This window comes from Desulfoluna spongiiphila (genome assembly GCF_900101345.1).
Lineage (GTDB): Bacteria > Desulfobacterota > Desulfobacteria > Desulfobacterales > Desulfolunaceae > Desulfoluna > Desulfoluna spongiiphila.
This window is the reverse complement of sequence record NZ_FMUX01000011.1, coordinates 114,450-141,283: the sequence shown is the minus strand read 5'-3', so window position 1 is coordinate 141,283 and position 26,834 is coordinate 114,450. Positions and strand designations below refer to the sequence as shown.

18 protein-coding genes are annotated in these 26,834 nt (G+C 58.8%); 7 read left to right on the top strand and 11 right to left on the bottom strand.

Annotated elements, in window-relative coordinates:
* Positions 1 to 8,771, bottom strand: an 8,771-nt coding sequence (locus BLQ12_RS15550) for a type I polyketide synthase (protein ID WP_092211681.1), incomplete at its 3' end; no start/stop codon positions are given.
* Positions 8,772 to 9,195: 424 nt separating this feature from the next.
* Here BLQ12_RS15550 and BLQ12_RS15545 point away from each other — a divergent pair.
* From BLQ12_RS15545 to BLQ12_RS15520, 6 genes are all read left to right on the top strand, one after another.
* Positions 9,196 to 10,713, top strand: a complete 1,518-nt coding sequence (locus BLQ12_RS15545) for a sigma-54-dependent transcriptional regulator (RefSeq protein WP_092211679.1) — start codon at positions 9,196 to 9,198, stop codon at positions 10,711 to 10,713.
* Positions 10,714 to 10,809: 96 nt separating this feature from the next.
* Entirely contained in the window at positions 10,810 to 11,232 is a 423-nt protein-coding gene (locus tag BLQ12_RS15540; RefSeq protein WP_092211677.1) for an HI0074 family nucleotidyltransferase substrate-binding subunit, read from the top strand.
* A complete protein-coding gene (locus BLQ12_RS15535) occupies positions 11,225 to 11,533 on the top strand; it encodes a nucleotidyltransferase family protein (protein ID WP_092211675.1) in 309 nt (102 codons plus the stop codon). Before BLQ12_RS15540 ends, BLQ12_RS15535 begins: the two co-directional genes overlap by 8 nt.
* A gap of 383 nt (positions 11,534 to 11,916) precedes the next feature.
* The gene (locus BLQ12_RS15530) at positions 11,917 to 12,597 is read left to right on the top strand and encodes a putative periplasmic lipoprotein (protein ID WP_139163995.1); all 681 of its coding nucleotides are present in this window, start codon (positions 11,917 to 11,919) and stop codon (positions 12,595 to 12,597) included.
* A gap of 479 nt (positions 12,598 to 13,076) precedes the next feature.
* Entirely contained in the window at positions 13,077 to 13,898 is an 822-nt protein-coding gene (locus BLQ12_RS15525; RefSeq protein WP_175469850.1) for an EFR1 family ferrodoxin, read from the top strand.
* A gap of 560 nt (positions 13,899 to 14,458) precedes the next feature.
* The gene (locus BLQ12_RS15520; protein WP_092211669.1) at positions 14,459 to 15,172 is read left to right on the top strand and encodes a spermidine synthase family protein; all 714 of its coding nucleotides are present in this window, start codon (positions 14,459 to 14,461) and stop codon (positions 15,170 to 15,172) included.
* A 253-nt stretch (positions 15,173 to 15,425) separates the two neighbouring features.
* On the opposite strand, the gene BLQ12_RS15515 is transcribed toward BLQ12_RS15520, so the two are convergent.
* The 10 genes from BLQ12_RS15515 to BLQ12_RS15465 form a co-directional block, all read right to left on the bottom strand.
* The gene (locus BLQ12_RS15515) at positions 15,426 to 15,893 is read right to left on the bottom strand and encodes a UPF0158 family protein (protein WP_092211667.1); all 468 of its coding nucleotides are present in this window, start codon (positions 15,891 to 15,893) and stop codon (positions 15,426 to 15,428) included.
* 249 nt (positions 15,894 to 16,142) lie between these two features.
* Complete coding sequence (locus BLQ12_RS15510) at positions 16,143 to 16,457, bottom strand: hypothetical protein (RefSeq protein ID WP_092211665.1); 315 nt, start codon at positions 16,455 to 16,457, stop codon at positions 16,143 to 16,145.
* A 215-nt stretch (positions 16,458 to 16,672) separates the two neighbouring features.
* A complete protein-coding gene (locus BLQ12_RS15505; RefSeq protein WP_092211663.1) occupies positions 16,673 to 17,257 on the bottom strand; it encodes a DUF2589 domain-containing protein in 585 nt (194 codons plus the stop codon).
* A gap of 75 nt (positions 17,258 to 17,332) precedes the next feature.
* On the bottom strand, positions 17,333 to 17,920 hold the full coding sequence (locus BLQ12_RS15500) for a DUF2589 domain-containing protein (RefSeq protein ID WP_092211661.1): 588 nt from the start codon (positions 17,918 to 17,920) through the stop codon (positions 17,333 to 17,335).
* A gap of 310 nt (positions 17,921 to 18,230) precedes the next feature.
* Positions 18,231 to 19,475 (bottom strand): peptidase T, encoded by a 1,245-nt coding sequence (gene pepT, locus BLQ12_RS15495; protein WP_092211659.1) that lies wholly within the window; start codon positions 19,473 to 19,475, stop codon positions 18,231 to 18,233.
* 616 nt (positions 19,476 to 20,091) lie between these two features.
* Positions 20,092 to 21,084 carry an ABC transporter ATP-binding protein gene (locus BLQ12_RS15490; RefSeq protein ID WP_092211658.1) on the bottom strand — a complete coding sequence of 331 codons (993 nt, stop codon included), beginning with the start codon at positions 21,082 to 21,084 and terminating at the stop codon, positions 20,092 to 20,094.
* Positions 21,081 to 22,055 carry an ABC transporter ATP-binding protein gene (locus tag BLQ12_RS15485; protein ID WP_092211656.1) on the bottom strand — a complete coding sequence of 325 codons (975 nt, stop codon included), beginning with the start codon at positions 22,053 to 22,055 and terminating at the stop codon, positions 21,081 to 21,083. The genes BLQ12_RS15490 and BLQ12_RS15485 overlap by 4 nt, the downstream gene beginning before the upstream one ends.
* A 34-nt stretch (positions 22,056 to 22,089) precedes the next feature.
* Positions 22,090 to 22,944: an ABC transporter permease gene (locus BLQ12_RS15480; protein ID WP_217640326.1), complete on the bottom strand. Its 855-nt coding sequence runs from the start codon at positions 22,942 to 22,944 to the stop codon at positions 22,090 to 22,092.
* 10 nt (positions 22,945 to 22,954) lie between these two features.
* The gene (nikB, locus tag BLQ12_RS15475) at positions 22,955 to 23,884 is read right to left on the bottom strand and encodes a nickel ABC transporter permease (protein WP_092211654.1); all 930 of its coding nucleotides are present in this window, start codon (positions 23,882 to 23,884) and stop codon (positions 22,955 to 22,957) included.
* Positions 23,885 to 24,251: 367 nt separating this feature from the next.
* On the bottom strand, positions 24,252 to 25,796 hold the full coding sequence (locus BLQ12_RS15465) for an ABC transporter substrate-binding protein (RefSeq protein WP_092211650.1): 1,545 nt from the start codon (positions 25,794 to 25,796) through the stop codon (positions 24,252 to 24,254).
* A gap of 523 nt (positions 25,797 to 26,319) precedes the next feature.
* On the opposite strand from BLQ12_RS15465, the gene BLQ12_RS15460 reads away from it, so the two are divergent.
* Positions 26,320 to 26,625, top strand: a complete 306-nt coding sequence (locus tag BLQ12_RS15460) for a Dabb family protein (RefSeq protein WP_092211648.1) — start codon at positions 26,320 to 26,322, stop codon at positions 26,623 to 26,625.
* Positions 26,626 to 26,834: the final 209 nt, after the last annotated feature.

Here is a 26,834-nt window from a genome sequence, read left to right as displayed (position 1 = left end):
GACGCGTCGCCCTGGGCTGCGATGTAGCCCGCCAGCTTGGCGATGGTGTTTAAGTCCCTGAGCTGCAGGTCTTCGGGGACGTCGAGTCCGAACTCCGCAGAGATTTTACCGAAGACCTCCACCTGCTTGACGGTGTCGATGCCGAGGTCGGCCTCAAGGTCGAGGTCCTCTTCGAGCATGTCCGTGGTGTAGCCGGTCTCTTCGGCGATGATGGCCTTGACGGTGTCAACGGCGCCTGATGCGTCGGCAGCGGGGGCCGCACCAACCGCATCAACGGGAGCGGGCGTTGCAGCCGCTGATGTGCCGCTCTGTGCCCTGATGTAGCCTGCCAGCTTGGCGATGGTATTCAGGTCCCGGAGCTGGAGGTTTTCAGGCACGTCGAGTCCGAATTCCGCTGAGATCTTGCCGAAGACCTCCACCTGCTTGACGGTGTCGATGCCGAGGTCGGCTTCGAGGTCGAGGTCGTCTTCGAGCATGTCGGTTGTGTAGCCGGTCTCTTCGGCGATGATGTTCTTAACCGTCTCAACGGCTCCGGACGCATCGACAGCGGGCGCGGCTTCCGCTGGGGCGGCAGCCGTGGCTGCGCCGCCCTGCTCAGCAATGTATCCGGCCAGCTTAGCGATGGTGTTTAAATCCCTGAGCTGGAGATTTTCGGGGACATCGAGTCCGAACTCCGCGGAGATCTTGCCGAAGACCTCCACTTGCTTGACGGTGTCGATGCCGAGATCGGCTTCGAGGTCGAGGTCGTCTTCGAGCATGTCCGTGGTGTACCCGGTCTCCTCGGCGATGATGGCCTTGATGGCGCCGGCGGCACCAGCGGGTGCTGTGGAGGCCGCCGCAGGTTTCTGCTCCTGCACCTTGGCCGCGGTCTGGGCGGCAGGCGCCGGGGCGGCCTTTTCTGCAGGGGCCGCCTGGGCGTTGACACCAGCGGGGGCTTCGATGGTCTTGCGGCCCCCGGGGGTGGTGTCGGACTGGACCCTTAAGGTGTTGTCCACCACCTCCAGAACGGGGTACTCCTCGCCGGAGATGCGCTTGAGCCAGTTAAAGTAGTCGGCGTTGTTCTCGCGGCTACGCTCGGATTCTTCCCGGATGAAGAGGAAGGCGAAGTGGGAGCCGAAGCCTGCGGCAAAGTGGATGCCGTACTCCAGGTCTTTCTCCTCGCCCCGGGAGAAGGTCAGGTCGGAGAACTCTTCGGCCAGGTCCGTGAGGTTGGCGATGGGGGGCGCCTGGTTCTTGGCCAGGGCCTTGACCATCACCGCGTCTTCGATGGCCGCACCCAGGGTGTGGCCGGTGAATCCCTTGGTGTTGGCGATGGTCACCTTGGGGGCGTACTCACCGAAGGCGGCGCGCAGGGCCTTGATCTCGGCGTCGGCGCTGCCGCCCCGTGCCGGGGTGTAGGTCTCGTGGGACATGAAGAGTGCCTTGGCGGCGTACTCGCCCCGATCAAGTCCGTGGCGGTTCTCGATGCGCGTGACAAACTTGCTCAGCTCCCGTGCCAGGTGATCCTGGTCGATACGGGTGGAGTGGAAGGCGCTGTTGCCGATGTAGGAGCCGAGGATATCGGCCTGGCCGCACTGGCCCCTTGCTGCCAGGGCGTCTTTGCGCTCCACGATCAGGGAGACGGCGCCGGCACCCAGGATGGTCCCGTTGCGGTTGGTGTCAAAGGGCTTGGCCGCTTCGGCCACGGTCTTCTTGATGCTGGCAGCCCCCATGGAGAGGAAGCTGGAGGCGATCCAGGGAACCTGGGCCTTGTTGGTGGCTGCTTCGCCGCCGATGACGATGACGCGCTCGCAGCGGCCCGTGCGGATCCAGTCCTCGGCGGTTGCGCAGGCCTGGGTGGTGGAGGCGCAGGCACCGGAGAGCAGGAGGTTGGGGCCCTTGGCCTTGATCATCTGGGCAAAGTGGGCGGAGCCCAGGGCGATGGCGTTGATGATCAGCTCCCGGTTGAACTGGTAGGGGGTCTCGGGCTGGTCCTTTTTGAGGCCGAAGAACCAGTCGGTGAGGCGCCCTTTGAGCTCGGTGTCCTTCACGGTCTCCATGAGATAGTAGTAGATCTTCTCCATCTCTTTGAAGGGCTTCACGGAGAACTTGTCCCGGCAGTAGTTTTCCACCTCGGTGAGGAGGGTCTCCCATCCCTGGAAGAGGGAGGTCATGATGACACCGGTGGTCTCCTGCATCTCTTCGGGCAGGGCAAAGCCGTTGGTGATGCGCTTGCCGCTGGGGCCGGTGGTCCAGTTGCGCACCAGGGGAACCCCAGCGTCGCGCAGGGCGTTGATGCCGGCTGCGATGCCTAAGTTGATGCTGATGTCGTAGTTGTACTTGATGCCGAAGTCGCTGTGGTGGAAGTACCCGAGCTTTCCGGCCAGCTGGATCACCTCTTCGGGGGAGTTGATGGCCATCATGCGGGCGTTTCCGTCCGGGGACTTGTGGATGCGCACGATGTTCTTGTCGAGCATGAACCCGCGCTCTGTCTCGGTCAGGTTCTCGATGCAGTTGTGGCCGGCAAGGATCTTGTCGAAGTTGGCCTCGTCAAAGACGCGGCCGGAGGAGCCGGGCAGGCCGATGGAGACGCCGGCGATGGAGACGGCACCGGTGTAGAACCCGAAGGTCTCCACTTCGCGCAGGCGCTTCTCGCGGCGGGATTTGATGTACTCTTTTTCGATGAGGGCCTTTAAGCTCTCGGAGTTGTCCTGCAAAAAGGTGTTGAAGTCGTCGTGGTCGCCGGAAAATGCCCCGTCGGCCTCGGAAGGCTGGGTGGGCACGGGTACGGCCGCGGGAGCCGGGGTCTTAAGGGGCCCGGTTGCGTGTGTAGAGGTGTTGTTTTGAACAGTGTCGGTCATAATAGGTCTGATGGTCTCGATAAGCGCCTCAAGGGAGGCCGCCTCGCCTTTTCCTTTGTCCACGGAGAGGTGAGCGGTGTAGCCCTCGGGCAGGATGTATTTTAAGAGTCCGGTGAGGATCTTGCCGGTTCCCACCTCATAAAAGGTGCGAACCCCGGCTCCGTGGACGGTTTCCACGGATTTTATGAACTCCACCGGAGAAATGATCTGGTTGATGAGAAGGCGTTTCACAGCCGCCTCGTCGTTGGGGTAGGGCAGGCCGGTGACGTTGGAGATCACCTTGGCAAAACCCTCCCGGTTGAAGGCCATGCCTTCGATAAACCGGGTCAGCTCGTCGGCGGCGGCCCTGAGGATAGGGGTGTGGAACGCTCCGGTCAAGGGCAGCTTGCGGAACATGGCACCCTTTTGGGTCAGGAACCCGCAGAATTGGTCGATGGCCCCTTCGAGACCGGAAACCGCCGTCTGCTTGGTGCTGTTCTTGTTGGTGACATAGATGTCCCCGATGCCGGACTCCGCGATGAGGGCTGCGGCCTCTTCGGCATTCTTGAAGAGCACCAGGATGCGGCCCGGGGTGTTCTGGTCGGCCTTTTTCATGAGCTCGGAGCGCTTCATCACCAGGCGGAAGGCGTCGTCAAAGGAGAGGATGCCGCTGGTGTAGAGGGCCGAGTACTCGCCCACGCTGTGACCGATGTGGTAGTCGGTTGCAAAACCGGCCTCCTTGAGGAGGTCGAACACCGCGGCCGTGGCCAGAAAGACCGCCGGCTGGGTGAAGTCCGTGGAGTGGATTCTCGGGTCCTCGTCGGCAAACATCACCTCCAGAAGGGAGGTGCCCCGCTCCTTGCGGAAGAGGGCGTCTGCCTTGTCGAAGAGCGCTTTGACGTAGGCGTTGCCCTGGTAGATGGGCTGCATCATCTTCGGGTACTGGGAGCCCTGGCCGCAGAGAAGGGCGCAGGACTCTCCGGCGTGGACCTCTCCGTGGGGCATGGGCACTGCCGCGGTTTCCGGGGCTGCGTCCTCGTTAAAGGAGGCGGAGGCCTCGGTCATCCACAGGGGCAGGGTGCTGATGACGGCGTGGCCGTGGTTGGCACCGAAGCCGAAGAGGTTGGCGCCCAGGCTCAGGCGATGCCCTTTGGGGGCGTCGGCCAGATCCAGTCCGGGGACCAGGTTGTACCGGTCCGCCACGATGGAGTGCTCGGAGGAGTGGCTGTGATGGGGCAGCAGCTTGCCGTGCTTGGCCATGAGGGCCAGTTTCACCAGGGCAATGGCCGGGTTGGCCCCTTTGTAGTAGCCGAACTCGGGCTTGATGTTACCCAGGCGCGTCTTGTGGCCGTAGCTCTTGGAGGCCGCCTGGAGCTCCACCTGATCGAGCATCATGGAGGAGAATCCGAAGAGGTCCACATGGGCCACGTCCTCTTTGATGACGTCGCAGCGGTCGTAGCGGCGTGCCGTCACCTCGCGGAACAGGGCCTCGGACGGGGCGTACAGGTTCCGGGCCGGGTTGGAGCGGAAACCGATCTCAGAGAGCTCGGCAAAGACCGGCATGTTGAGCTCTTTGGCCTTTTTATAGGTGGTGAGCACCAGGGCCGCGGCCCCTTCGCCCAGGTGGATGCCTTTGGCCCGCTTGTCGCAGATGAAGGTCTCGGCGTCGGTGAGGACCCCGAGGCGCTTGAAGACCATCATGATGGCCGGGTAGAAGCTGGCGTCCACGCCGCCTGCCACCACCATGTCGAAGTCTCCGGCCTTGAGGCCCTTGACGGAGAGGTCCGCGGCAATGCCCGAGGAGGCGCAGGCTGCGTCCACCACGAAGTTGGCGCCGTTGGCTCCGAAGAAGTTGGCGATGCGGCCGGTGATGATGTTGGTGAGAAGGCCCGGGGTGGTGTCCTCGTTGTTCTCCATGAATCGCTCGCGGATGCTCTCCATGAGGGCGTCGCCCGCTTTGGCTGCCTTGGCCGGGTCCACGCCCGGGGTCTCGGCAATAAAGCGTGCCACCAGGGGGGCGCGGGTTCGCACGATGTTCTCCACGTGCTTCTCTCCGCTGATGCTGCCCATGATGACGGCGGTCTTGTTGGCTTTGCCGAACATCTTCTCGCGATCCCCGCCGCAGGCTTCGTCAATGGCCTGGGTGGCGGCGTCCAGGGCGAAGAACTGGGCCCTGTCGATGGATTTGGCCGTCTTGGGCGGGATGCGGTATTTCAAGTTGTTGAAGGTGTAGTCGGGGATCACCCCGGCTTTGACCCGGGGCAGGCTGAAGTCGGGCTCTTCATCCACGAAGTTGTCGAGGTGAAGGCGGTTTTCAGGCATCTCCGAGAGGATCTTTTTGCCGTCCACCAGGGTCTCCCAGAACTGGTCCGTGGAGAGGCCACCGGGAAGGACAGTGCCCATGCCGCTGACGACGATGCGGTCGTCGTTGTAGTCCCAGGCGGTGTCCGGAAAGATGGTTCGCGCCGGGGGCTGGTAGCTGGAGGTGAACTCCTCCACCACCGCGTGGTAGTTGATGCCCCCGAACCCGTAGGCGGAAACGGCGGCCCGCTTGGGCTTTCCGTTTTCCGTGGTCCAGGGCTTGGCATCCTTGATGATATAGAGTTTGGAGTTGCCGTCCAGCTCGTGCTTGGGGGACGCCTTTTCAAACTGTCCGTTGGGGGGCAGGATGGCGTGCTTCATGGCCAGGAGGACCTTGATGAGTCCTGCGGCCCCCGCACCGCCCAGGAGGTGGCCGATCTGGGATTTGACGGAGCTGATCCCCTTGGGCCTGCCCGTGTCGTAGACCCGCTTCAGGGTCTTGATCTCGGTGATGTCCCCCAAGATGGTGGAGGTGCCGTGGGCCTCGATGAAGTCCACGTCGTCGAAGCTGAGCCCGCGGGCCTGCTCAAAGCAGCGGTGAAGGGCGTACTCCTGCCCGTCGGGGTTGGGTGCGGCGATGGCCTTGCCTTTGCCGTCGGAGCTGCCGCCCACGCCTTTGACGATGCCCAGGATGGTGTCCCCGTCGCGCAGGGCGTCCTTGGCGCGCTTGAGGACAACCACACCGGCCCCTTCGCCCAGGACAAAGCCGTCGGAGCGCTCGTCAAAGGGCCAGGAACCCTTGGCTGAGAGGGCCCCCATCTTGGCAAAGCCGATGAAGGTCTCGGGGTTGATGCTGGTGTTGATGCCCCCTGATATCACCACGTCGTGGCTTCCGGAGAGGAGCTCTTTGATGGCGGAGTCCAGGGCGGCAAAGCTTGTGGCGCAGGCCGCGTCCACCACGTAGTTGGCGCCCAGGGCGCCGATGGCGGCGGCCACGCGGGAGGCCTCGATGTTCAAGGTGGCGCAGTCCGGGGACTCGTTGCGGTAGTCGCCGGCCATGCGGTCCTTGAGGTGGGCCAGGACTTTTGCCTTTTCATCCTCGGAGAGGGCCTTGAAGGCGTCGCTCTGTTCCAGGTGCCAGCGCAACTCCGGGTAGTAGTACTTGAGGTTGAGGTGGTGGCTGGTCTCGTTGCCGAGGCAGCTGCCCATGATCACCGCGGTGCTGGCCAGGGGGAGCCCCTTGCCTTGCGGGTATCCGGCTTTTTCCAGGGCCTCGAAGGTGGCGGTCAGGGCCATCTGCTGGCTTCGGGAGATCTGGGCCCCGGTTTTGGGGTCCTGGCCGTAGGCCGCCGGATCAAAGGTGAAGTCGTCCACGGTGGCAGCGATTTTGGTGTAGGTGCTGTCCATGGCCTTGCGGTTTTCGTTGTAGAAGGGTGCAAGGTCCACGCGGGCGGGGTCCACCTCTTTGATGGAGTAGCGTTTTGACTCGATGTTCTGCCAGAAGGACTCGGTGTCGTGGGCGTCGGGGTAGACGCAGCCCATACCGATGATGGCGATCTCATCGTTCATCATCCCGTTTTTGGCGGTCATGACCTCCAGCTCGTTCAAGTTGGCCGAGAGGCCCTCCTTGCTCTGCATCTGGTTGTCGTGGACCGTTTTCACCGAAGTGGTCTCCGCAAAAAAGGCGAGGCTGTTGCCCACGGAGTAGTTGCCTTTGTTAAAGGCTTCGTTGTCGGTGTACTGGATGAGCGAGAGGGGCTCGCCTTTTTTGAGCTTGTCGAAATCCGGGGAGAAGCCCTTGGCCGCGATGAGCAGGGAGCCGATGTTGTCCTTTTCAAAGGCGCGTTTTCGGTCGGAGAGGGGCACCTTTTCCAGGATGCGCTGGTGCTCGTTGGCCACGATTTCCATGGAGAAGGGGGTCTTGATGGTGCGGCAGGCAAGGCCCACGGTGGTGCCGATACGCAGGGTGGCGATCTCTTCCCTGGCCACGTCCTGGTATTTTTTCATCAGGGCGCCGGTGGTAACGATCTCGTCGGTGAAGAGGTAGGGGGTGCCGAGCTGGATACCCACCTTGACCCCTTTTTCGGCCAGCACCGCGGACATGGCGGAGACGAACCAGGAGCCGGTGCACGTGGCAAGGCCCCCTGCAAAGATGGCGGTCTGTCCGGCAAGGGCCTCGTCCGACTGGGCGAGCATATGGGTGATGCCCATCTCCCAGAGAACCAGGCTGCTCAGGCGTCCGACGTGGCCGCCCGCTTCGGTGCCCTCGAAGATAAAGCGCTTGCAGCCGGAGGCGATGGCATTTTTAAGCATCCCGGAGGCCGGGGTGTGCAGAAAGGTCTTGGTGCCCGCCGCTTCCAGTTCGATGGCCTGGGCGGGGATACCCCCTGCAAACAGGGCAAAGGGGACCTTGTATTTTTTGACTGTTTCGATGTGTTTGACCACGGCCCCGTTCAGGGCCTCGATACCGATGAGGCCCGCACCGAATCGGGGCACCTTGCGGGAGCCCTCTTCGATGATCTTCTCGGCCAGGTCGGCGGGAAGGCTTCCCATGGCAAAGTAGGGGAGGCCACCTTCGCGGAAAACGGTCTCGGCAAACTCGGCGTTGTCGCTGATGTTGGCCATGGGGCCCTGCATGATGGGGTAGCGGGTGCCGAGCTCCCGGGCCAGGGGGGAGTTCTCTTTTAAAGGATCGTGGGCGTCCACCAGGGCCGTGAGCTCACCCACGCGGGTGAAGAAGCGGTCGATGACCGAGGCCACGTCCGTGCCTTCGGCCACAAACCGCTTGGCAAAGACCCCGTCCTGCCCGAGGAAGAAGAGGCTCTGGACTGGGTTGGCCCCTTCGGTGTTGATGGGGGTGAAGCGCTTTTCGATCTCGCGGCGCAGCACCTCGGCCTCGTCGGCACGGCCCAGCAGGGCAGATTCCATCTCGCCGAGCTCCTTGACCACCTTGGTGGCGAGCTTGCAGAAGAACCGGAACCTGAAAGGCAGGGTGCGGCCGATGGAGATGGAGTCGAACTCTTCGATTTTTTTCAGCTGCTCCCTGAAGGCCGGGGCCACCGGGGCTTCGTCGGTGAGGTAGAGCTGGGAGTCGAGGACGACGCCCGAGGCACCGGCACCGAACAGGCCTGCAGCGGTGTGGAAACCGACACCGCCGTGGACGAAGACAGGAAAATCGCTCTTTTCAAGGTACCACTGGAGCAGGATAAAGGAGGTGTAGCGGGAGATGCACCCGCCGGCTTCCGCGCCGCGGACCACCACGGCGTCGGGCTTGCCGTCGGCCAGGGGAAAGGTGGTGCCCAGGTTGACGGCCTCCACCACGACTTTGCAGCCCAGGCGGCTTTTGGAGATGGCGGAGAAGTGCTCAGGGGCTGCGGCCGCCACCACCACCAGGTCCAGGCTGGGGATGCTGCTGGTGTCGAGGAAGTGAATCAGCCCGCCCATGGAGGTGCGGAGCCGGACGCCAAAGGGGAATCCCTCCTTGGAGAGGGTTTTTACGCCTTCAATGGCGGTTTTTTCGTCCATCATTTCGGTGTCGAATACAGGGAGTACGCCAGCCCTGGAGAGCGCGCGGAAGTAGCCGATATCGAAAGCGCCTGTGGGGTTGTAAGCCAGTGCCGGCAGTCTGGATCCTAAGACTCGTTTGATCATTCAAAGACTCCTGAGTATCTCCGGGCCCGGGGGCGTTCATGCCTCCCCGGGGCCGGGGTTATGTCATCTTCTGCATCGCTTTTGAGCGCCTTTCAGCCGGGGTGGCCGGCGATATTGCCGGAAAGACCCTAAGGTGAGGCGGTCGTGAAAACATGGTGTCATGGCCGGGCCTGGTGTGGCGCCCGTCGCGTGGGCCATTCATGGGGCCCGGATGCAGAAAAAAATGAATTTCATTCATAAATTTTGAGACCCAAACGAATGCAAAAGCCGTGCCATTTATTTCGTGCTGGTGTAAGGTCTCGATTTGCCGACCTTTGATGCGTATGCTTGCCGGGTACCTTGAGAGGGTGTTATGGTAAAAAGTCGACACCCCGTGCACTTGGTGTGCATGAAAGGAACAGATGGGGAAAGGAATAAGCCAGTGATGCTCAAACGAAGTACGCGAGTTGGAGAACTCACCCCGGAAGAACGTGAATTTTTTACCCTGGTGGGGCGCGCCCCCCGGGTTAACCCCTTTGGTGAAGAGCGGGTCTTTCTGGATCGGAAGATCGCAGGGGTGCCGGAATCCACCTCCCCCTCCCGGGCCGTGGAAGCGGCGGTGAAGCGGGTGGAGACCGAGGCGATCCGTATGGAAAAAGAGGGCCGCCTGGACCTTCGGATGTACAAGGGAGAGGACCGCAAGCTCGTCACCGGTGTGGTGACCTTTGTCTTTTTTTACAGATACCGAAAAGAGTTCGATCGCCTTATCAAGGCACAGGCCAGGGCCGGGGAACACCAGATCCGGGCCAGCTTCCTCAAGGAAGCCATCAGCGGCCTGGAAGCCGCGGGCCTGGAGCGTGATGAAGCCATCCGTACCGTGGAGGGGTGCTACCAGCTTCGCCGCGCCTACCATTTTATCCACTACTCCCTGGTGGGGCCCAGCGCCTCCATGGTCGCTTTGCGCTACCGCCTCTGGAACAACGTCTTTACCCACGACATGGAGCTCTACAGCGGGATCCTCTGGAACCGCATGGAGGACTTTTCCACCCTGATCCTGGGAGAGACCGGCACGGGCAAAGGCTCTGCCGCCGCCGCCATCGGCCGCTCCGGCTACACCCCCTACGACCGGAAACGGGGTTGCTTCAAGGAGAGCTTTACCCGCTCTTTTCTCTCCATCAACCTCTCCCGATTCCCCGAAGCCCTCATCGAGAGCGAGCTCTTCGGCCATCGCAAGGGCTCTTTTACCGGGGCCATCGACGACTATCAGGGGGTCTTTTCCCGCTGCAGCCCCTGGGGGGCCATCTTCCTCGACGAAATCGGCGAGGTCTCCATCCCCGTGCAGATCAAGCTCCTCCAGGTTCTCCAGGAGCGGGTTTTCTCCCCCGTGGGGAGCCACAACGAGGTGCGGTTCAAGGGCCGTGTCATCGCAGCCACCAACAAACCCGTGGAGCAGTTAAGGAGCGAAGGCCGGTTCCGGGACGATTTCTATTACCGCCTCTGCTCGGATGTCATCACCGTGCCCCCGCTGCGCCAGCGCATCGAAGAGGACAAGCGGGAGCTGGTGGACCTTGTGGAGCTCCTCGTTGCCCGCATGGTGGGCAAGCGCTCGGACAACCTCACAGACATGGTCCTGGATGTCATCGAAACCGACCTGCCCAAAGGCTACCCCTGGCCCGGCAACGTCCGGGAGCTCGAACAGTGCATCCGGCGCGTGTTTCTCAACCGCAGCTACCACGGCGACGACGTCCATACCGCCCGCCATACCGGTCAGATTCCCGAAGGCTTCGGCGACCTCGAACGGGGCGAACTCTCCGCCCATGAACTCGTCACCGCCTACTGCCACATGCTCTACCAGAAGTACGGAAAATTCGAAGAGGTGGCCCGTCGGACCAGCCTCGACCGAAGGACTGTGAAAAAGTATGTGGTGGAGTGGCAGGAGAGGCTGGATGGGGAGGAAGAGTGAGGCAGGATATTAGGTCATAGGTCATAGGTTATGGGGCGTAGGTGGTCGTGACGTGCAGGCCTGTTGACGTTTTTTTATCGATGGCATGGGGGATGAATGCCTCTGGAACTGAGCCGGTTGAAAAAAGCGACCACGTCATTGGAATTGCTATTGAGCAGGGTCCAGAATTCCGACCTGATGGGCTCACTGGATGAGGTGACGCGCTACGGCCTCCGGGCAGGCGTGATTCTGAATTTTGAATTTACCTATGAGCTGTGTTGGAAGAGCCTGAAACGCAGGTTGGAGGAGAATATAGGGTCGACCTATGTGGATGGGGTAACCCGGCGGGAGCTTTTCAGGTATGGCGCTGAGAATCGCTTGATTGATGACGTGGATCTCTGGATGGATTTTCACCGGTCACGCAACATGACCTCGCACACCTATGATGTGTCGGTTGCAGACGACGTCTTTGAGTCTGCGGCCCTTTTTTCCAAAGAGGCGGTCCGGTTTCTTGCCGCCCTTGAGGCAAGAAATGATTGATCTTCAGGCAAAGCACCTGAGAGAGGTGGTGGATATTCTTTCCCGTCATGTCCCGACGGTCGATGTGTGGGCATACGGATCTCGGGTGAAGGGGACCACCAAGCCATGGTCGGACCTTGACTTGGTTGTGATGGAACCCACACGCCTTGAGTCTCGGCAACTCTTTGATCTCCAGAAGGCCTTCGAAGAGTCCAGCCTCCCCTTTCGAGTGGAGATTCTGGATTGGAATGCTATTTCAGCAGAGTTTCAGTCGATTATTTCATCTCGTTATGAAGTGATTAAGCCTGCTGTTGAGCCATAAGAGCCTGAGAAGCAAAAGTCCCATTAACAGCATTGGGATAACGTCAATCATTCATAAAACCTGTTTGTCACACCCAGCCAGTAAGGCTTAGTCACTGGCAGGGCCGTCGGAGGCTTTTTTGGAATAGCTGAACGGTTGCAAGAAACTTAGACAAATCGTGATGTGCTTCCCCAAAGTCGCATTGTGAGTTTTTTTTAACGGACATGTAGCGAAAACAAGTGGACATTTGATGAAGAATCAGCCATGAAAAGGGCCGGTTCAGTCGTGGGCATCCGGGTTGCACCTGGGTGCCTTTTTTTGTGAGCTGTCACAGCTTGTGTAACAGGAAATGAGATATGTGGGCCGCGGGTGATATCTGATGCGGCAGTGAAGGGAAAAGAGGGATGAGGTATATGAAAGCGGGGCTGGTGATGGCCCTTGGTGTTTTTTTACTCAGCGGGTGCGCGTCCATTGTCAAGCATGACATTCCGGTAACCGAGTGCCAGCCGGTCTCGTTGAGTACAGAGGCCAGGGGGGAGATGACCTACAGCGTTGAGGTCCACAACAACCTGCCCGGGAGCGCAAGCGTTTCCATGCACGGGGTGACCCTGAGCGGTTCGGAGTGGACGGCCACGGAATCTGAGATCAGTCGGGGCATCAAGCGCCATTTTTCCGAGACCGGGTATTTTAACACCGTCAAAGAGGTGCGGGATCCCGGGGATTTTCATATCCGATTCGACGTGACCATGAACCCCAGCCCCAATGAATCAAGCGGCTCATACCTTGCCGGGTTTACCCTTTTCCTTCTTCCCGTCTGGTACTCCCACAACTGCGAATGGGCGGCCACCCTCTATGAGAACGGTCAAAAGGCGGAATCCTTTTTTTCTCGTGAGGAGGTGACCCAGGTGTGGTGGCTCCCCCTGCTGCCCGTGGGCCTCTTCAAAAATCTGGCAACCGCTGAAAAAGAAGTTGCTAAAAATTATATCAACTCCCTGGTCCTCGAACTCAAGGGCAAGGGATACCTTCCTGTCAGAAAAGAAACTACCCCCAAGGCTGTGGTGGCTGCTCCCGGGGTTTCCGGGTAGCGAACCCGGCTGATCTGCTGGTTGGTTAGCCTTAAAAAAGGTAACTGTTCAGCTCCAAAAAACAGCCTCCGGCGGCAAGGTGTGCCACCTTGAAAGCAGGTTGCGGATGCGTTTTGCCCCTCGTTCCTCGCGTCAAATCACATCCGCCGTTAAAAGAGACTTCATTTGAAATAATTTTTTAAGACCTATTTGTTAAACTTTTTAAAGGCTTATCCGCCGGAGGCATAAGCCGAATAGTTACAAAAAAAGGTGTGAAAAAGCGGTTTCGGCTCCTTGCCGGGATTGCTTTTTTTTTTGCTTTTTATCCGTGGCGGTGGCTATGCTTCTGAACCTGGTAGTAGGAATAGAGGGAAGCTCAAATGGATATACCGGGTTTGTATTAAAACCTGTTTGTTAAACCCGTCATTATAAGATCAGGCAAAAGTTTAGCCCCCGGCAGGGCCGCCGGAGGCGTTTTTAAATCATGAAAGGCGGACGGTATGACGACATCAACGATTCAGGTCATGTACTTCAGCCCCACGGGCACAACCAGGCACGTGGTATGCGGGCTGGCAACGGCCCTGGCAGACAAGATGGGCGGCAGCACAGAGGTGGGACAGATGGACTTTACCCTGCCGGTCGCAAGGAAAGAGGCGGTCTCCTTTGGGTCGCAGGATCTCGTGGTCTTCGGGGTCCCGGTCTATGCCGGGCGGGTTCCCAATGTCCTGCTGACGTACCTGGATACCATAAAAGGCCGGGGTGCCCGGGCCGTGCCCGTGGTGCTCTTCGGCAACCGGCACTACGACGACGCCCTGGTGGAACTGGCCGATATCCTGGAGGCAAAGGGTTTTTCCATCGTGGCCGGAGGCGCCTTTGTTGGCGAGCACTCCTTTTCCAAAACATTGGGAAAAGGGCGGCCCGATGGCAAGGACAATGACCTTGTGGCCGATTTTGCGGACAAGATTGCAACAAAGCTGTCAGGAACCGCCCCAGCCTCCCCGGTCCCCCTTAAGGGACACCGCCCCTACCGGCCCTATTACAAGCCCAGAAACCCGGACGGCGTGCCCGTGGACATCCGAAAAGTCGTCCCCAAAACCAGCGCCGATTGCACGGACTGCAAACTGTGCGTCACCGTCTGCCCCATGGGCTCCATAGACACTGAGGACGTTTCAAAAGTAAACGGCATCTGCATCAAATGCGGGGCCTGCGTCAAAGCATGCCCGGTCCAGGCCAAGTACTATGACGACGAGAACTACCTTCGGCACAAGCACGAGTTGGAAGTTGGATTTGCAGATCGCAAAGAGCCTGAGTTTTTTGTCTGAGGGCGGAAGAACGATAAAGGGGCTAAAAAGCGTGCCTTCTATGGTTAAAGTCTGATGAATCACAGGGTCAAGAGGGCTCAGGAAAAAACAAAAGCAATACCTCCGGCGGCGAGGGTAGCGAATCCACTTAGGCAAAACACCTCGAAAGCAGGTTGCGAATGAGCTTTCCCCTTCGTTCCTCAGGGAAAATCACATTCGCTATTGATTCAAATTAAACCGAATCTGTTTTTAAAACCTGTTTCTTAAACTTTTTAAAAGTTTAGCCCCCGGCAGGGCCGCCGGAGGCACCTTTAACCGCACTGCCTACGGCGGGCAGAGGATAAATCCCCTGCACTCCAGGTTGCGAATGCTCTCTGTTCACATTCGCTATGGCCCTATACATCGAAAGGGCTCATCGGTGAGGCCGTGCCTCCTGGCGTCTGGCTGAGGGTAATTTTTTTGTGTCTTTCCTTTAGAAAATCGATACTGTAGAGGCTTGATAGAATCGGCTGCCTGCTTTTTTGCATGGGTGTGAAGAAACGATATGCCGCGTCGCGGCTTTTTTGAACAGGAGAGATACGATGAGTGCGTTTTTCGAAGAGCTGGATTATCAGCAGACGGCCCTGGGTGAATTGATTCTAAGGCGGCGGCGTGCGCTGGAAATGGGCGGGCGTGAGGTGTACGAGGTGAAACTCAACGAAGAGTTTCTGATGTCGTCTCTGTTTCATGACGCCGAAGTGGCGCTGACGGATCTGGGGCTGGCAGGCCTTTCCGGGGATGCTTGGGATATCGTGGTCGGGGGCCTGGGGCTGGGGTACACCGCCGCGGCTGCATTGAAATACAGCCAGGTGGCCCGCATGACGGTTGTTGAGGCGCTGGCCCCGGTCATTGACTGGCATCAGCGTGAGCTGGTACCCAACGGCGCGCTGCTCTCCAACGATGACAGGTGTCGTTATGTCAACGCAGACTTTTTCGCCCTTGCACGGGGCGATGGCTTTGATCCGGATGAGCCGGGGCACCAGTTCGACGCCATCCTTCTTGATATCGATCACACCCCGGATGCCCTGCTGAACCCGTCCCACGCAGACCTTTATTCCGTAGAGGGGCTGACGCGCCTCCGCGCCTTTCTTAAGCCTGGCGGCGTCTTTGCCATGTGGTCCAACGATGCCCCGGAGAAGGGATTTCTGGATACGTTAGCCGGCGTTTTTGATGAGGTCCACGGGCATGTGGTTGCGTTTGAGAATCCCATCCAGGGCAACACCGCTGAAAATGGGGTGTATGTCGGGATAAAGTAAAGGTGGCTGTTTAGGTTATGCCTCCGGCGGCCCTGCCGGGGGCTAAACTTTTAAAAAGTTTAACAAACAGGTCTTAAAATGACTTCTTGAATGAATGTTACTTTAAAGGCGGATGTGATTTGACCCGAGGAACGAGGGGCAAAACGCATCCGCAGCCTGCTTTCAAGGTGGCACACCTTGCCGCCGGAGGCAGATTTTTAGAAGATGAATAGTTACATGGTAAAAAATGCCAGCCGAATGGCTGTGGGGCGTGTCACGGTGTGTACGTGATTCCGTTGTCCTCGCACCAAGCCCTTGCAATCTCTTTGTGAGCTTCCCCTAAATAGCGATACCAGTCTTCTTCGATGCCGTAGCGGCGGAGGTTGTCCCGAAACCTCCTGAAGGCACCTCTTCCCTGGAGTACGTTGCACATGGCCTCTCGAACGTTCTCCTGTGAAAGCGTTTGGCAGAATCTCTCCATGATCTGGTACTCGTGGACCTCAAACTTCGAGGGCAGGGCGATGTGGTCCTCCTGGGTGTCCAGAAATTCTCGGGCACCTTCAATGGCCTCTTTTTCCCAGTCAGGAAGGTCTGAGGTGTCCTCGCCGTCCTCCACCATGCAGATGTAATCTGCGTTTACCAGAATAAATTCCCCGGTTTTTTTGTTGAAATACGATTCAAATTCCTCGGATTGCAATTCCAGCTGCTCAATGACGTCGCTCAGTTTAACAGATGGCGGCATGGGTTTCCTTTTGAGTGAATGGTTAAGTCCTCTTGTGGGGCCGGGACGATTTCGGTGTCGTTGAAACGTGATTTTCGAGGCTGTGGGCGATTTTGTCAAATGTGCGTGTCCGTTACACTTGAAATAGTCGGCTCGGCGATAACGTTCGGCCGGTCCACGTGAATAGGGTGAAATAAAAAAACCGCCCTGTTTCAAGGCGGTTTTTGGGTGTGTCGGGGAGCGCCTGGGGACGGGACGCGCCTCCCCCTTTCAGGACAGAGTTCCGGTCAGAGGGGACGGGCCGGGGCCCTTGGCAGAACGACCGTGTGCAAGCCAGATGGGGGGGCGCCTGAAGCCGATATGGTAGACCGTATGCTGGACCATCAACTGCTGGTCCCCGGCCTGGATGACCATGACCCCCTTTTCCGTGCCCACCAGTTGCCCGCGGCCTTCGGAGAGGCAGCGATTCACAAAGTCCATCTGGGCATTGATTTCATCCTGGGACGGAAGTCTGTCTACCCGGGTCGGGCCCACCACGATACGCTCAATATGCGTGACGTCATCAAGACCAAATTTGCGTCCCATGGGTTGTTTGCCTCCTTCTCCTGTGCAGTTCATGAGAAAATGATGGGTTGAAACGAATAAACCATGACTCTAAGTGGTGATTGTGGTGTGTCTGAGGCGTCTCGTTGAGGGCTTTCGTACCATGCGAAACGAACCGCATGGCAAGGAGACCAAGGCAACGGTGGCGGGCCTGGTCGGACTGCCACCGCCCCTTTGGGTTCCCGGATGTGTCGATCTTACTTGCTGTCGGTTTTGGCTTCGGTTACAGAGCGCGGCTCGCAGGCCGTGATGAGGTGATCCAGCACCCGCATGAGGCCCTCCGGGGGCTCGGACTGGCTGGCATGGACATGCACCTCATATTTGGCGCTGTTGTCTGTCTTGCGGGTGTTTTCCCGGTGGGTACTGACCGAACCGCTGATTTTCACCGAAAAAGGACCCCACCCCGCCTTGCCCGACAAGGAGGCGCTTGCGTCCGTCTTGGACGAGGACTCCGCGCTGGTCTTGACTTCCATGTTGAATTTGACATCCACTTCGTCGATCAACAAGGCGGGAATCGGTACGATGGAGAGTACCGGAGCCTTGATGTTCATGGTTTCGGACGTGATGGTTCCGTCGGGAAGGTTCACCGGCCGGGTGGCCTCAAAATCTACCGTGCGCGTCGTCAGGGACTTGTCGCTGCCGTTTTCAATCAGGCCCACCTCGTTGATGAACTGCGTTTCGGCCTTGGCCAGTTGTACCTGTGCATTGCATGCCGCCTGAAGCGGCCCGCCGATGAGGGACTCCATGGGGAGCCCGCTGAATTGATTTGCCATGTCACCCATAACCAACCTCCTTGACTGATTGCGTTCATGTGTGTGCATCATCCAATCATCCAGGCCCTCATCCCCTTGCCCCCCTTATGTCTCCACAAACTTTGCCAGGCTCTGTTCTATGCGTGCCACCACCTCGGGGGGCTCCCCTCCTTCAAAGGTGATGCGGACCTTGGCGGTTTTCTTGTTTAGGCCCCCAAAAAATGAGCCGCCACCGGCTACCAGAAGACGCCTTTTCATTCGATCCACCATGGCCCGCTTGGACTTGCGGCTTTCCAGCCTCAGGCTCATCTTCTTTTTTTCCCACTCCTCCTTGCTTAAGGGAGCTGTCGCCTCTTGCGCGTCGGGGTTCTCTTCCGTGATATCAAGGCTGCCGATGGGAACCTCCATTTCCACTTCAAGGCATTTAAGAACAATGGAATTCTGAGGCACCAGGGTGATTTTGGGAATGTCCACCGACACCATGGCAGGGGCGATTTCGTTGCCCTTGTCGTCGAGCTTTCCTGCCTCGGGGTGGGGGTTCGGGAGTTTCAGAGGGATGGTGACAGGTTCCCCGGTGTCCGTAAAATACTCTGCGATTTGCCGTGTATGTTGCGTTTCAGCGACTTCCTGGGCCTCCACCACCGCATACTGGATCGCCTCAAGCAATTCATTGATCGAAAATCCTTTTGCCATGGTTTCTCCTTGCGCAGAAGCAGACCAACTCGAGGTGTCAGGTCATGACGAAGCCAAGCCAGCTGCTGCCATGATTACGGGTCGTTGCCATGTGTCGGATGTATCGGAAGGTGAAAAAAGGGTGGAGCGAAAACACGTTGTTTCAAAATCGTGGGTATCCGCATTCTTGCGGTAGAGTCTTATTTTCCACTATACCACTGCCGCAGGTCAGGTCCAAGCAAAACGCGTTATTCAAAGTAAAACCTGTGTGTTAAACTTTTCAGAAGTTTAGCCCCCGGCAGGGCTGCCGGAGGCTTTTTTCCATTTTACTTTATTCCGCCCAGTATCCCACAACACGCGCACAAATCAACATGGCTTTTTCCATGTCCTGGAGGCTGACCCATTCCATGGGGCCGTGGGGGTTCTGCATGCCGCAGAAGATGTTGGGGGTGGGGATCCCTTTTTCGGTCATAAGGGAGCCGTCGGTGCCGCCTCTGAAGGCGAGCATGTTGGGGATGAAGCCTTCATCGATGTAGGCTTTTTTGGCGATGTCGGCAGGGCGCATGTCGTTTTCAAGCCAGTAGCGCATGTTGCGGTATTCGGGCCGGATGTTGCAGGTGATGCGGGCGCGGGGTTCGGTTTTGGCTACGAGGGCGCAGGTCTCCTGCAGGAGCTTGGCCTGGTCTTCAAGGCCTTCCAGCTCAAAGTCCCGGAGGTTGAGTTTTAAGGTGACTTCGGCTGCGTTGCCGGAGATGCTCTCAGTAAAGATGAATCCTTCCCGGCCTTCGGTGGACTCGGGGCTCAGGCGGTGCTTGGGCAGGAGCTCAATGATCTTGGAGGCGAGGTACAGGGCGTTGACCAGGCGGTCCTTGGCGCAGCAGGTGTGGATGGAGACGCCCTTGATGTTGACCTCGGCCTGGTCGGCGGAGAAGGTCTCGGCCACGAGGTCGCCGGGGTTTTCTCCGTCCAGGGTGTAGGCAAAGTCGGCGTGGATGTCTTTCATGAGGGCGTCGCTGACGCCTCTGCCGATCTCTTCATCCGGGGTAAAGCAGATGCGCACGTCCCCCCGGGGGATCTCCGGGTGTTCGTTGAGATAGTCGATGAGGCCCATGATGATGGCAATACCCGCCTTGTCGTCGGCCCCCAACAGGGTGGTGCCGCTGGCCGTGACAATGTCCTCTCCTTTTTTTCCTTTCAGGTGCGGGTTCTCCTCCGGGTCGATGACCACGGCCGGGTCGTCGGGCAGCACGATGGTGTTGCCGTCCCAGTTGTGATGCACGATGGGCTTGACCCCTTCGGCGTGGAAGGAGGGGGCGGTATCCACATGGGCCACAAAGGCGATGGTGGGGATTTTTTTGTCTTTCACATTGCCGGGGAGGGTGCCGAACACGGCGCCGTAGTCCGTAAGGCAGGCGTCTTCGATACCCACGTTTTTCAGCTCTTCCACCATCATCCGGGAGAGGTCGAGCTGGCAGGGCGTGCTGGGAGCCGTGGGGGAGGTTGAGTCGCTCTGGGTGTCGACTTTGCAGTATCGGACAAATCGTTCTTCAAGTGTGTTTATGCGTGTTTCAGACATGGGGTCTCCTGAACATGTTGGATATGCAATGACGGGCTGATTCGATCATGCCACGGGAAAGGCTGGGATGAAAAGGGGGAGCTGGCGAGTCGTTTGTTGTAACGGCAGGAGCATAGCGATTCCACGCCCGGTCACCGATGGTTCTTAACGAATACCCAATTGCGTTGTCCTTGTTTCGCTGGTGTTATTCTATGGGCCTTCAGAGAGCAGGCACTTGCCCCCCTTCCTAAAAGATCGAAAATTCTTTGTAACTATTCCGTTTATGCCTCCGGCGGCCCTGCCGGGGGCTAACCGTTTAAAAAGTTTAACAAACAGGTTTTAACAAACAGTTTCAGGCCAACCTGCTTTACATGTGGCACCGCCTTGCGGCCGGAGCTGAATGGTTAAACTCTTGAACCAAACGTTTGCAGGTGCGGCAAATTTTGACGCGTTTTTTGGTCCGTCATCGCAATGCCGCACAGGAGTGCGGCGCTCCAAAGCGTTAACGTTGTCTTCGGGTGTAGCCCGCGGCGAACGCCCCTGCGATTTTCCCTATCGGAACGAAGGGGAAAGCGCAGGGGCAATCAGCTTTCGAGGTGGCTCACCTCGCCGCCGGAGGCAGGCTTTTGGCGTTTTTTTACACTGCCCTGGCTTCGTCCTGCATCTGGTCTGCCATGACCTGCTCGGCCAGGTGGCAGGCCACGAAGTGTCCGGGGGACACCTCTTTGAGGCTGGGGGTCTCGCTGGTGCAGGCGCCGATCTTCTCGTAGTAGCAGCGGCCTGCAAAGCGGCACCCTGGAGGCGGGTTGATGGGGCTGGGTACGTCGCCTTCGAGGATGATCCGCTCCCGGTCGAGGTTGGGTACGGGGATGGTGATGGCCGAGAGAAGCGCCTTGGTGTAGGCGTGGACCGGGGCTTTGAAGATGGTCTTGTAGTCGGCCATCTCCACGATACGGCCCAGGTACATCACGGCGATACGATCAGACACGTGGTGGACCACGGAGAGGTCGTGGGAGATGAAGAGGTAGGTGAGGCCCATCTCTTTCTGGAGGGTGTCCAGAAGGTTCAGGACCTGGGCCTGGATGCAGACGTCCAAGGCCGACACCGGCTCGTCCAGGACGAGGAACTCGGGGTTCAGAGCCAGGGCCCGTGCGATGCCCACGCGCTGGCGACGGCCGCCGTCGAGCTCGTGGGGGTAGGTATTGGCAAGCCGTGACCCCAGGCCCACGATGTCCATGAGTTCCCGCACGCGTTTGGCGCGGTCACTGCTGGAGCCGAGCCCTTTGACGTCCAGGGGCTCGGAGATGATGTCCGAGACGGAGAGGCGCGGGTTCAGGCTGGAGTAGGGGTCCTGAAAGACCATCTGCATCTTGGCGCGCATGGCCTTCATCTCTTTTTTGGACAGGGGCAGGATGTCGCTCCCGTTGAAGAGAACTTCCCCGGAGGAGGGCTCCAGGAGCCGGATGACGGCTCGACCCGTGGTGGACTTGCCGCAGCCGGATTCGCCCACGAGCCCCAAGGTCTCACCTTTGTTGATGTCGAAGGTGACATCGTCCACGGCGTGGAGGGGCCCTTTTTTGGTGTCAAAGTACTTTTTCAGGTTCTGGACCTGGATAAACGGGGCGCTCAAGCGTCACCTCCTTCCAGAAAGCAGGCCACCATGTGGCCGTCTTCGCGGACGACGGGTTGCGGGATCTCGGTGCTGCAGCGGGCCATGGCCTTGTCGCACCGGGGATGAAAGGGGCACCCTTTCGGCATGTCCGTGGGGTCCGGGGGAAGGCCCGGGATGACGGCGAGGCTCTCGCGCTCCTCTTCCACGTTGGGGATGGAGGCAAACAGCCCTTTTGTGTAGGGGTGCTTCGGGTTGGCGTAGAGCAGCTCGGTGGTGGCCTCTTCCACGATGCGGCCCGCGTACATGATGGCCACCCGGTCGCAGGTCTCGGCAACGATGCCGAGGTCGTGGGTGATCATGATCATGGCGGTGTCGAATTTTTTCTTCAGGGCCTTCATGAGCTCCAGCACCTGGGCCTGTATGGTGACGTCCAGGGCCGTGGTGGGCTCGTCCGCAATGAGAAGGGCCGGGTTGCAGGCCAGGGCAATGGCGATGATGACCCGTTGCTTCATGCCCCCGCTGAACTGGTGGGGATACTCCCCTGCCCGATCGGGCTGGATGCCCACGGTCTCCAGCATGGCCAGGGCCCGCTTCAGGGCCTCTTCCTTGGAGACCTTGTTGTGCAGGGCGATCATCTCCGCCACCTGCTCGTCCACGGGCAGGATGGGGTTCAGGGAGGTCATGGGATCCTGGAAGATCATGGCGATCTTGCCGCCACGGATCTTGCGCATATCGGCCTCGGAGGTCTTGGTGAGGTCCTGGCCCTCAAAGAGGATCTCCCCTCCGGTGATGCGCCCGGGCGGGTCCGCGATGAGCTGCATGACGGACAGGGCCATGGTGGTCTTGCCCGCGCCGGTCTCTCCCACGAGCCCTAAGGTCTCGCCCTTGTCGATGGCGAGGTGAAAGTCGGAGATGGCTTTCACCGCTCCGTTGTCGGTGCTGTACCGGACGCTTAAGTCCCGGATGGATAGCAAAGGTGTGTCGGACATATATCGTGACTCCAAATCAGAGCTGGTTTCAAGCTTAGTTCTTAAGTTTCGGGTCCAGGGCGTCCCGGAGGCCGTCGCCCAGGAAGTTGAGGCCCAGGATGGTGATCATGATGGCCAGGCCCGGGAAGATGGTCATGTAGGGGTAGTCCCGGATGAATTCACGTCCGCCGGAGAGCATGGCACCCCATTCGGGGGTGGGGGGCTCCAGACCGAGGCCGATGAAGCTCAGGCCCGCTGCAATAAGAATGGCAAAGGCCACGCCCAGGGTGGCCTGGACGATGATGGGGGCCATGCAGTTGGGCAGGATGTGGCGGCAGATGATGCGCAGGTCGCTGGACCCCACGGAGACGGCGGCCTCCACAAACTCCTGGTCCCGGATGGAGAGAACCGAGGCCCGGACGAGGCGGGCGTACTGCGGGATGGCGGCGATGCCCACGGCCAGCATGAGGTTCAAGAGGCCCGGACCCAGGGAGGCGGCCACGGAGATGGCCAGCAGCAGCTGGGGAATGGAGAGCAGGATGTCCATGAGGCGCATGAGGATGTTGTCGGTGCGGCCTCCGTAGTACCCGGCCACGGCGCCGATGAAGCCCCCGGCCATGACGGAGAAGCCCACGGCCACGAAGCCCACCTGCAGGGAGATGCGGCTGCCGTAGATGATGCGGCTGAAGATGTCCCGTCCGAATTCGTCGGTGCCGAACCAGTGGGCCCCGGACGGGCCTTCCAGGGTGGCGAAAAGGTCCTGCTCGTCAAAGGGAAAGGGGGCGATGACATTGGCAAAGAGGGCCGTGAGCAGCAGGGCAAAGAGGATGAAAAGGCCCATCATGGCCATGCGGTTTTTTTTGAGGCGGCCGAAGACCTGGCCCCAGAGAGAATTTTTCTTGGTCTGCACGGAGGCTCCTTTACGTGTACTGGGATTTGATGCGGGGGTCGAGCCAGGCGTAGAGCAGGTCCACTCCCAGGTTCACCAGGCAGAAGGCCAGGGCGATGAAGAGAACGCCCCCCTGGACCATGGGGTAATCCCTCATTTCAATGGAGCTCACCATGAGGCGTCCCAGCCCCGGGATGGAGAAGATGATCTCGGTTAAGACCGCACCGCCCAGGAGGATACCGAACTGGATACCGGCGATGGTGACCACGGGAACCAGGGCGTTGGGAAGGGCGTGCTTGCGGATGACCACACTCTCTTTCTGGCCCTTGGAGCGGGCCGTACGGATGTAGTCCTGGCGCACCACTTCCAGCATGCTGGAGCGGGTCATACGGGTGATGATGGCAACACTCTGGAGGCCCAGGGTCACGGCAGGCATGACCATGGCGGCAAGGGAGTCAAAGCCGGATGGCGGCAGCCAGGCGAGTTTTACCGTAAAAAGCAGGATCAAAAGCAGGCCCAGCCAGAACACCGGCATGGAGATGCCGATGAGGGCAAAGAGGGTGACGATGTTGTCAAAGATGGAGTACTGCTTCACGGCCGTGACAATGCCGCAGGGGATCCCCACCAAAAGGGCGATGCCCATGGCCAGGGCCGAGAGCTTCAGGGTGATGGGAAAGGCCGTCATCAACTCGTCCCATACGGGGCGCTTGGTGATGTAGGACCGGCCGATGTCCCCGTGCACCACGGCTTTGTAGACATAGCGGCCGAATTGAAAAAGGAAGGGGTCGTCAAGGCCCATTTCCGCCCGCAGGTTGTCCACATCTTCCTGGGGCGCCTGCTCCCCCAACACCATTCGGGCCGGATCGCCGGGCGTGACGTACATCATGACAAAAACAATGAAGACAACGCCAAGGATCACAGGGATCAGCATGGCGCATCGTCTCAGAATATAGCCGAGCAATTCGACCTCCTTACATGGTAATAAAATCGCCTCCGGCGGCCCTGCCGGAGGCCAAACTTCTGAAAAGTTTGACAAACAGGTTTTAAAATTTCATGCGGGCATTTCACCCATTGCGCATACCTTCTTGCATTGCGAACAAAGAGAGGTGGGCTACGGAATGGTTGCAGGGGCACCGCAATAAACGTTTGGCTGCCGCCTTGCTTTTCCCTCTTGTTCGTCAGGAAAAAGCAAGGCGGCCCTCCGAAGTGACTCTCCAGAAGGCCTTTTTTCTGAAAGATGAAGAACCTTTCTTACAGAAAGCGTGGGTGCAGCCTGCCACGACGTGTTGTGGCAAGCTGCACCCTTTAAGGGGCATGCTTATTTAAGCCTACTTCTTCATTTTCACTTCGTAGAGGGCGTGGAAGCCGTAGGGGCTGGGGGTGAACCCTTCCAGGTAGTTCTGGACGCCGAAGGCGATCTTTTTGTTGGCCAAAAAGACCCAGGGCGCTTTTTCACGGAGCTTGTCCTGGATGTCGAAGTAGAGGGCCTTGCGCTCGGCTCCGTCGGGGGTGATGCGGGCCTTGTCCAGGAGGGCGTCCACTTCGGGATCGCCGAAGGCTGCAAAGTTGTTGCCGCCGATCTGCGAGGAGTGGAAGGTGGGGTAGACGGCCATGTCCGGGTCGGGGGTCTGGCAGGTCCATCCCACGATGAAGAGCTCGTGCTTGTTGTCTTTCAGGCCCTGGAGGTAGGCGCCCCACTCCAGTACCTGGATCTTGACGGTGACGCCGATTTTTTTGAGCTGGGCCTGAATGATGGTGGCCATATCCACGCGCACCTTCTTGGAGTTGGTCCAGAGGGTGGTGGTGAGGCCGTCAGGGTAACCGGCTTCGGCAAGGAGCTTTTTGGCCTTTTTGATGTCGGTCTTGGAGGGCTCCAGGTCGTTGTTGGAGTACTTGACGTTGGGAGCGATGGGGCCAAAGGCGGGGAAGGCGTTGCCGCGGAACACGGCTTTGACGCTGCCCGGGATGTTGATGGCAAGGGTCAGGGCCTGACGAAGTTTTTCGTTGTCGTAAGGGGCCTTGCTGCAGTTGAAGCCCATGTAGGTGGTGGCGGTGTCCACCAGGGTCAGGAGCTCCAGGTTTTTGTTGGCTTTTACGCGGGACACGTCCAGGGAGGAGACCTCAAAGGAGATGTCCACATCGCCGCTCTCCAGCTCAATGGTGCGGTTGGAGGCTTCGGGGATGACGCGCAGGACCATTTTGGGGAACTCGGGCTTGGCGCCGTGGTAGCCTTCAAAACGGGTAAGCTCCATGCGATCGCCTTTTTTCCAGGCGGTGAGCTTGTAGGGGCCGGTGCCTACGGGATTGAATCCGTAGTCGTCGCCTGCGGCTTCAACGGCTTTCTGGTTGATGATGACGCCGCCGCCGAAGTGGGTGAGGGCAGCCAGAAAGGAGCTCATGGCGTCCTTGGTTTTCACCTCAAAGGTGAGGTCGTCGATTTTTTTGAAGCCTGCGGGGTCGATGACACCCAGGATGTGGCGAACGGAGGCCCCTTTTTCATAGGCGCGCTTCAGGCTGTAGAGGGCGTCGTCTGCGGTGAGGGTCTCGCCGTTGTGGAACTTGACCCCTTTTTTCAGGGTAAACCGATAGGTCTTGCCGTCGACGCGGTCGATCTTTTCGGCCAGGGAGGGAACGACATCCCCTTTGGCGTCGATGGCCACCAGGGTCTCATAGATCTGGCGCATGGCGTTGGATGAGGCCACGTCGTTGGTCATATAGGGATCGAGGGTTTTTGCGTCGTAGGTGGTGGCGACAACAAGGGTATCGGGGTGCTTGGACGTACGGGCAAGGGCGTTGGGAGCTGCGACCATAAGGGCGAGCAGGGCCACCAGGCCGCCCTTGGCCAGACGGCTGAACGAGAGCGTTCGATTCATTGAAAAACCTCCAGTGATTATAAAAAATAAGATGAACTTTGATTCTCATTAATAGGTAGGCCCTGTCAATTTTTTTGTCTGACTTTAGGTGCATGGAATTTGGGTGAAAGGGGGTGTTTTAGGCTTGAAAAACAATATTTTTGGGCGCTTTCTCCTTATGTGCCGGGTGGTTATGTGCCAGGCTGGGCCGTTTGCTAAGAAAGGGGTTCGTCTCCGCAGGTAGGATCCGTGCGGAAGGAACACGGACCGGGGTCCTGTTTAGAAATACAGGCAATATCCGATGTATCAAGGACCTTAAGGACCGCTTGGGTGCAACCGTTGAGGGAGTATCCTGCGTGAAAATGGGCTGACAGCACGGTGGCGGGCTGGTACACTTTCTCTTGGCGCTGCGACGCAGCAGCCGAAACGAGTGACCTGCAGGCAGGTGGGGGGAAGACAGGGACCCTTGCCCCACCCGGACAACGGGAGGAGGCAACCGCACACCCGGGGCCGTGGCTTCGGGATGACACCAAAGGAGGATCAGATGATCAAGCATGTCGTCGCATTTCGAATGGACAAAAAACTCAGCGCAGATGAAAAAACAGATGCGATGAATAAGATGAAATCCCTTCTGGAGGCGCTTCCTCCGAAAATAGACGAACTGGAAGCAGCGGAGGTGGGCATCAACTTCAACCCTACGGATGCCGCCTTTGATGTGGTCCTCACCACCACCCATCTCAGTAAGGAGGCCCTGGGCACCTACGCGGGACATCCCGAGCACCTGGAAGTCCTGGCCTATATCCGATCCGTCATCTCCGAGCGTATTGTGGTGGATTACGAGGTGTCATAAAAAATCAAAAGCAGAGGTTTTCGTGGAGCACAAAGGGCCGTGATTGATCCTTAGCTGGATTGATCACGGCTTTTTCGTTTGAGATGTTCAATTTATTGAACGAGAGGTGATTCATCATGTTGAACTACAGGTGTTTATCCACGATAGTGGCCGTGGAAAAATAATGCTTAAGGGCAGTGTCTCTGCCATTGTAAATAAATATATTCTTT

Excerpts from the sequence above, each read along its gene's own strand:
- BLQ12_RS15545 (WP_092211679.1), top strand. The coding sequence starts at position 9,196 with ATGCTCAAACGAAGTACGCGAGTTGGAGAACTCACCCCGGAAGAACGT.
- BLQ12_RS15540 (WP_092211677.1), top strand. The coding sequence starts at position 10,810 with ATGCCTCTGGAACTGAGCCGGTTGAAAAAAGCGACCACGTCATTGGAA.
- BLQ12_RS15535 (WP_092211675.1), top strand. The coding sequence starts at position 11,225 with ATGATTGATCTTCAGGCAAAGCACCTGAGAGAGGTGGTGGATATTCTT.
- BLQ12_RS15530 (WP_139163995.1), top strand. The coding sequence starts at position 11,917 with ATGAGGTATATGAAAGCGGGGCTGGTGATGGCCCTTGGTGTTTTTTTA.
- BLQ12_RS15525 (WP_175469850.1), top strand. The coding sequence starts at position 13,077 with ATGACGACATCAACGATTCAGGTCATGTACTTCAGCCCCACGGGCACA.
- BLQ12_RS15520 (WP_092211669.1), top strand. The coding sequence starts at position 14,459 with ATGAGTGCGTTTTTCGAAGAGCTGGATTATCAGCAGACGGCCCTGGGT.
- BLQ12_RS15515 (WP_092211667.1), bottom strand. The coding sequence starts at position 15,893 with ATGCCGCCATCTGTTAAACTGAGCGACGTCATTGAGCAGCTGGAATTG.
- BLQ12_RS15510 (WP_092211665.1), bottom strand. The coding sequence starts at position 16,457 with ATGGGACGCAAATTTGGTCTTGATGACGTCACGCATATTGAGCGTATC.
- BLQ12_RS15505 (WP_092211663.1), bottom strand. The coding sequence starts at position 17,257 with ATGGGTGACATGGCAAATCAATTCAGCGGGCTCCCCATGGAGTCCCTC.
- BLQ12_RS15500 (WP_092211661.1), bottom strand. The coding sequence starts at position 17,920 with ATGGCAAAAGGATTTTCGATCAATGAATTGCTTGAGGCGATCCAGTAT.
- pepT (WP_092211659.1), bottom strand. The coding sequence starts at position 19,475 with ATGTCTGAAACACGCATAAACACACTTGAAGAACGATTTGTCCGATAC.
- BLQ12_RS15485 (WP_092211656.1), bottom strand. The coding sequence starts at position 22,055 with ATGTCCGACACACCTTTGCTATCCATCCGGGACTTAAGCGTCCGGTAC.
- BLQ12_RS15465 (WP_092211650.1), bottom strand. The coding sequence starts at position 25,796 with ATGAATCGAACGCTCTCGTTCAGCCGTCTGGCCAAGGGCGGCCTGGTG.
- BLQ12_RS15460 (WP_092211648.1), top strand. The coding sequence starts at position 26,320 with ATGATCAAGCATGTCGTCGCATTTCGAATGGACAAAAAACTCAGCGCA.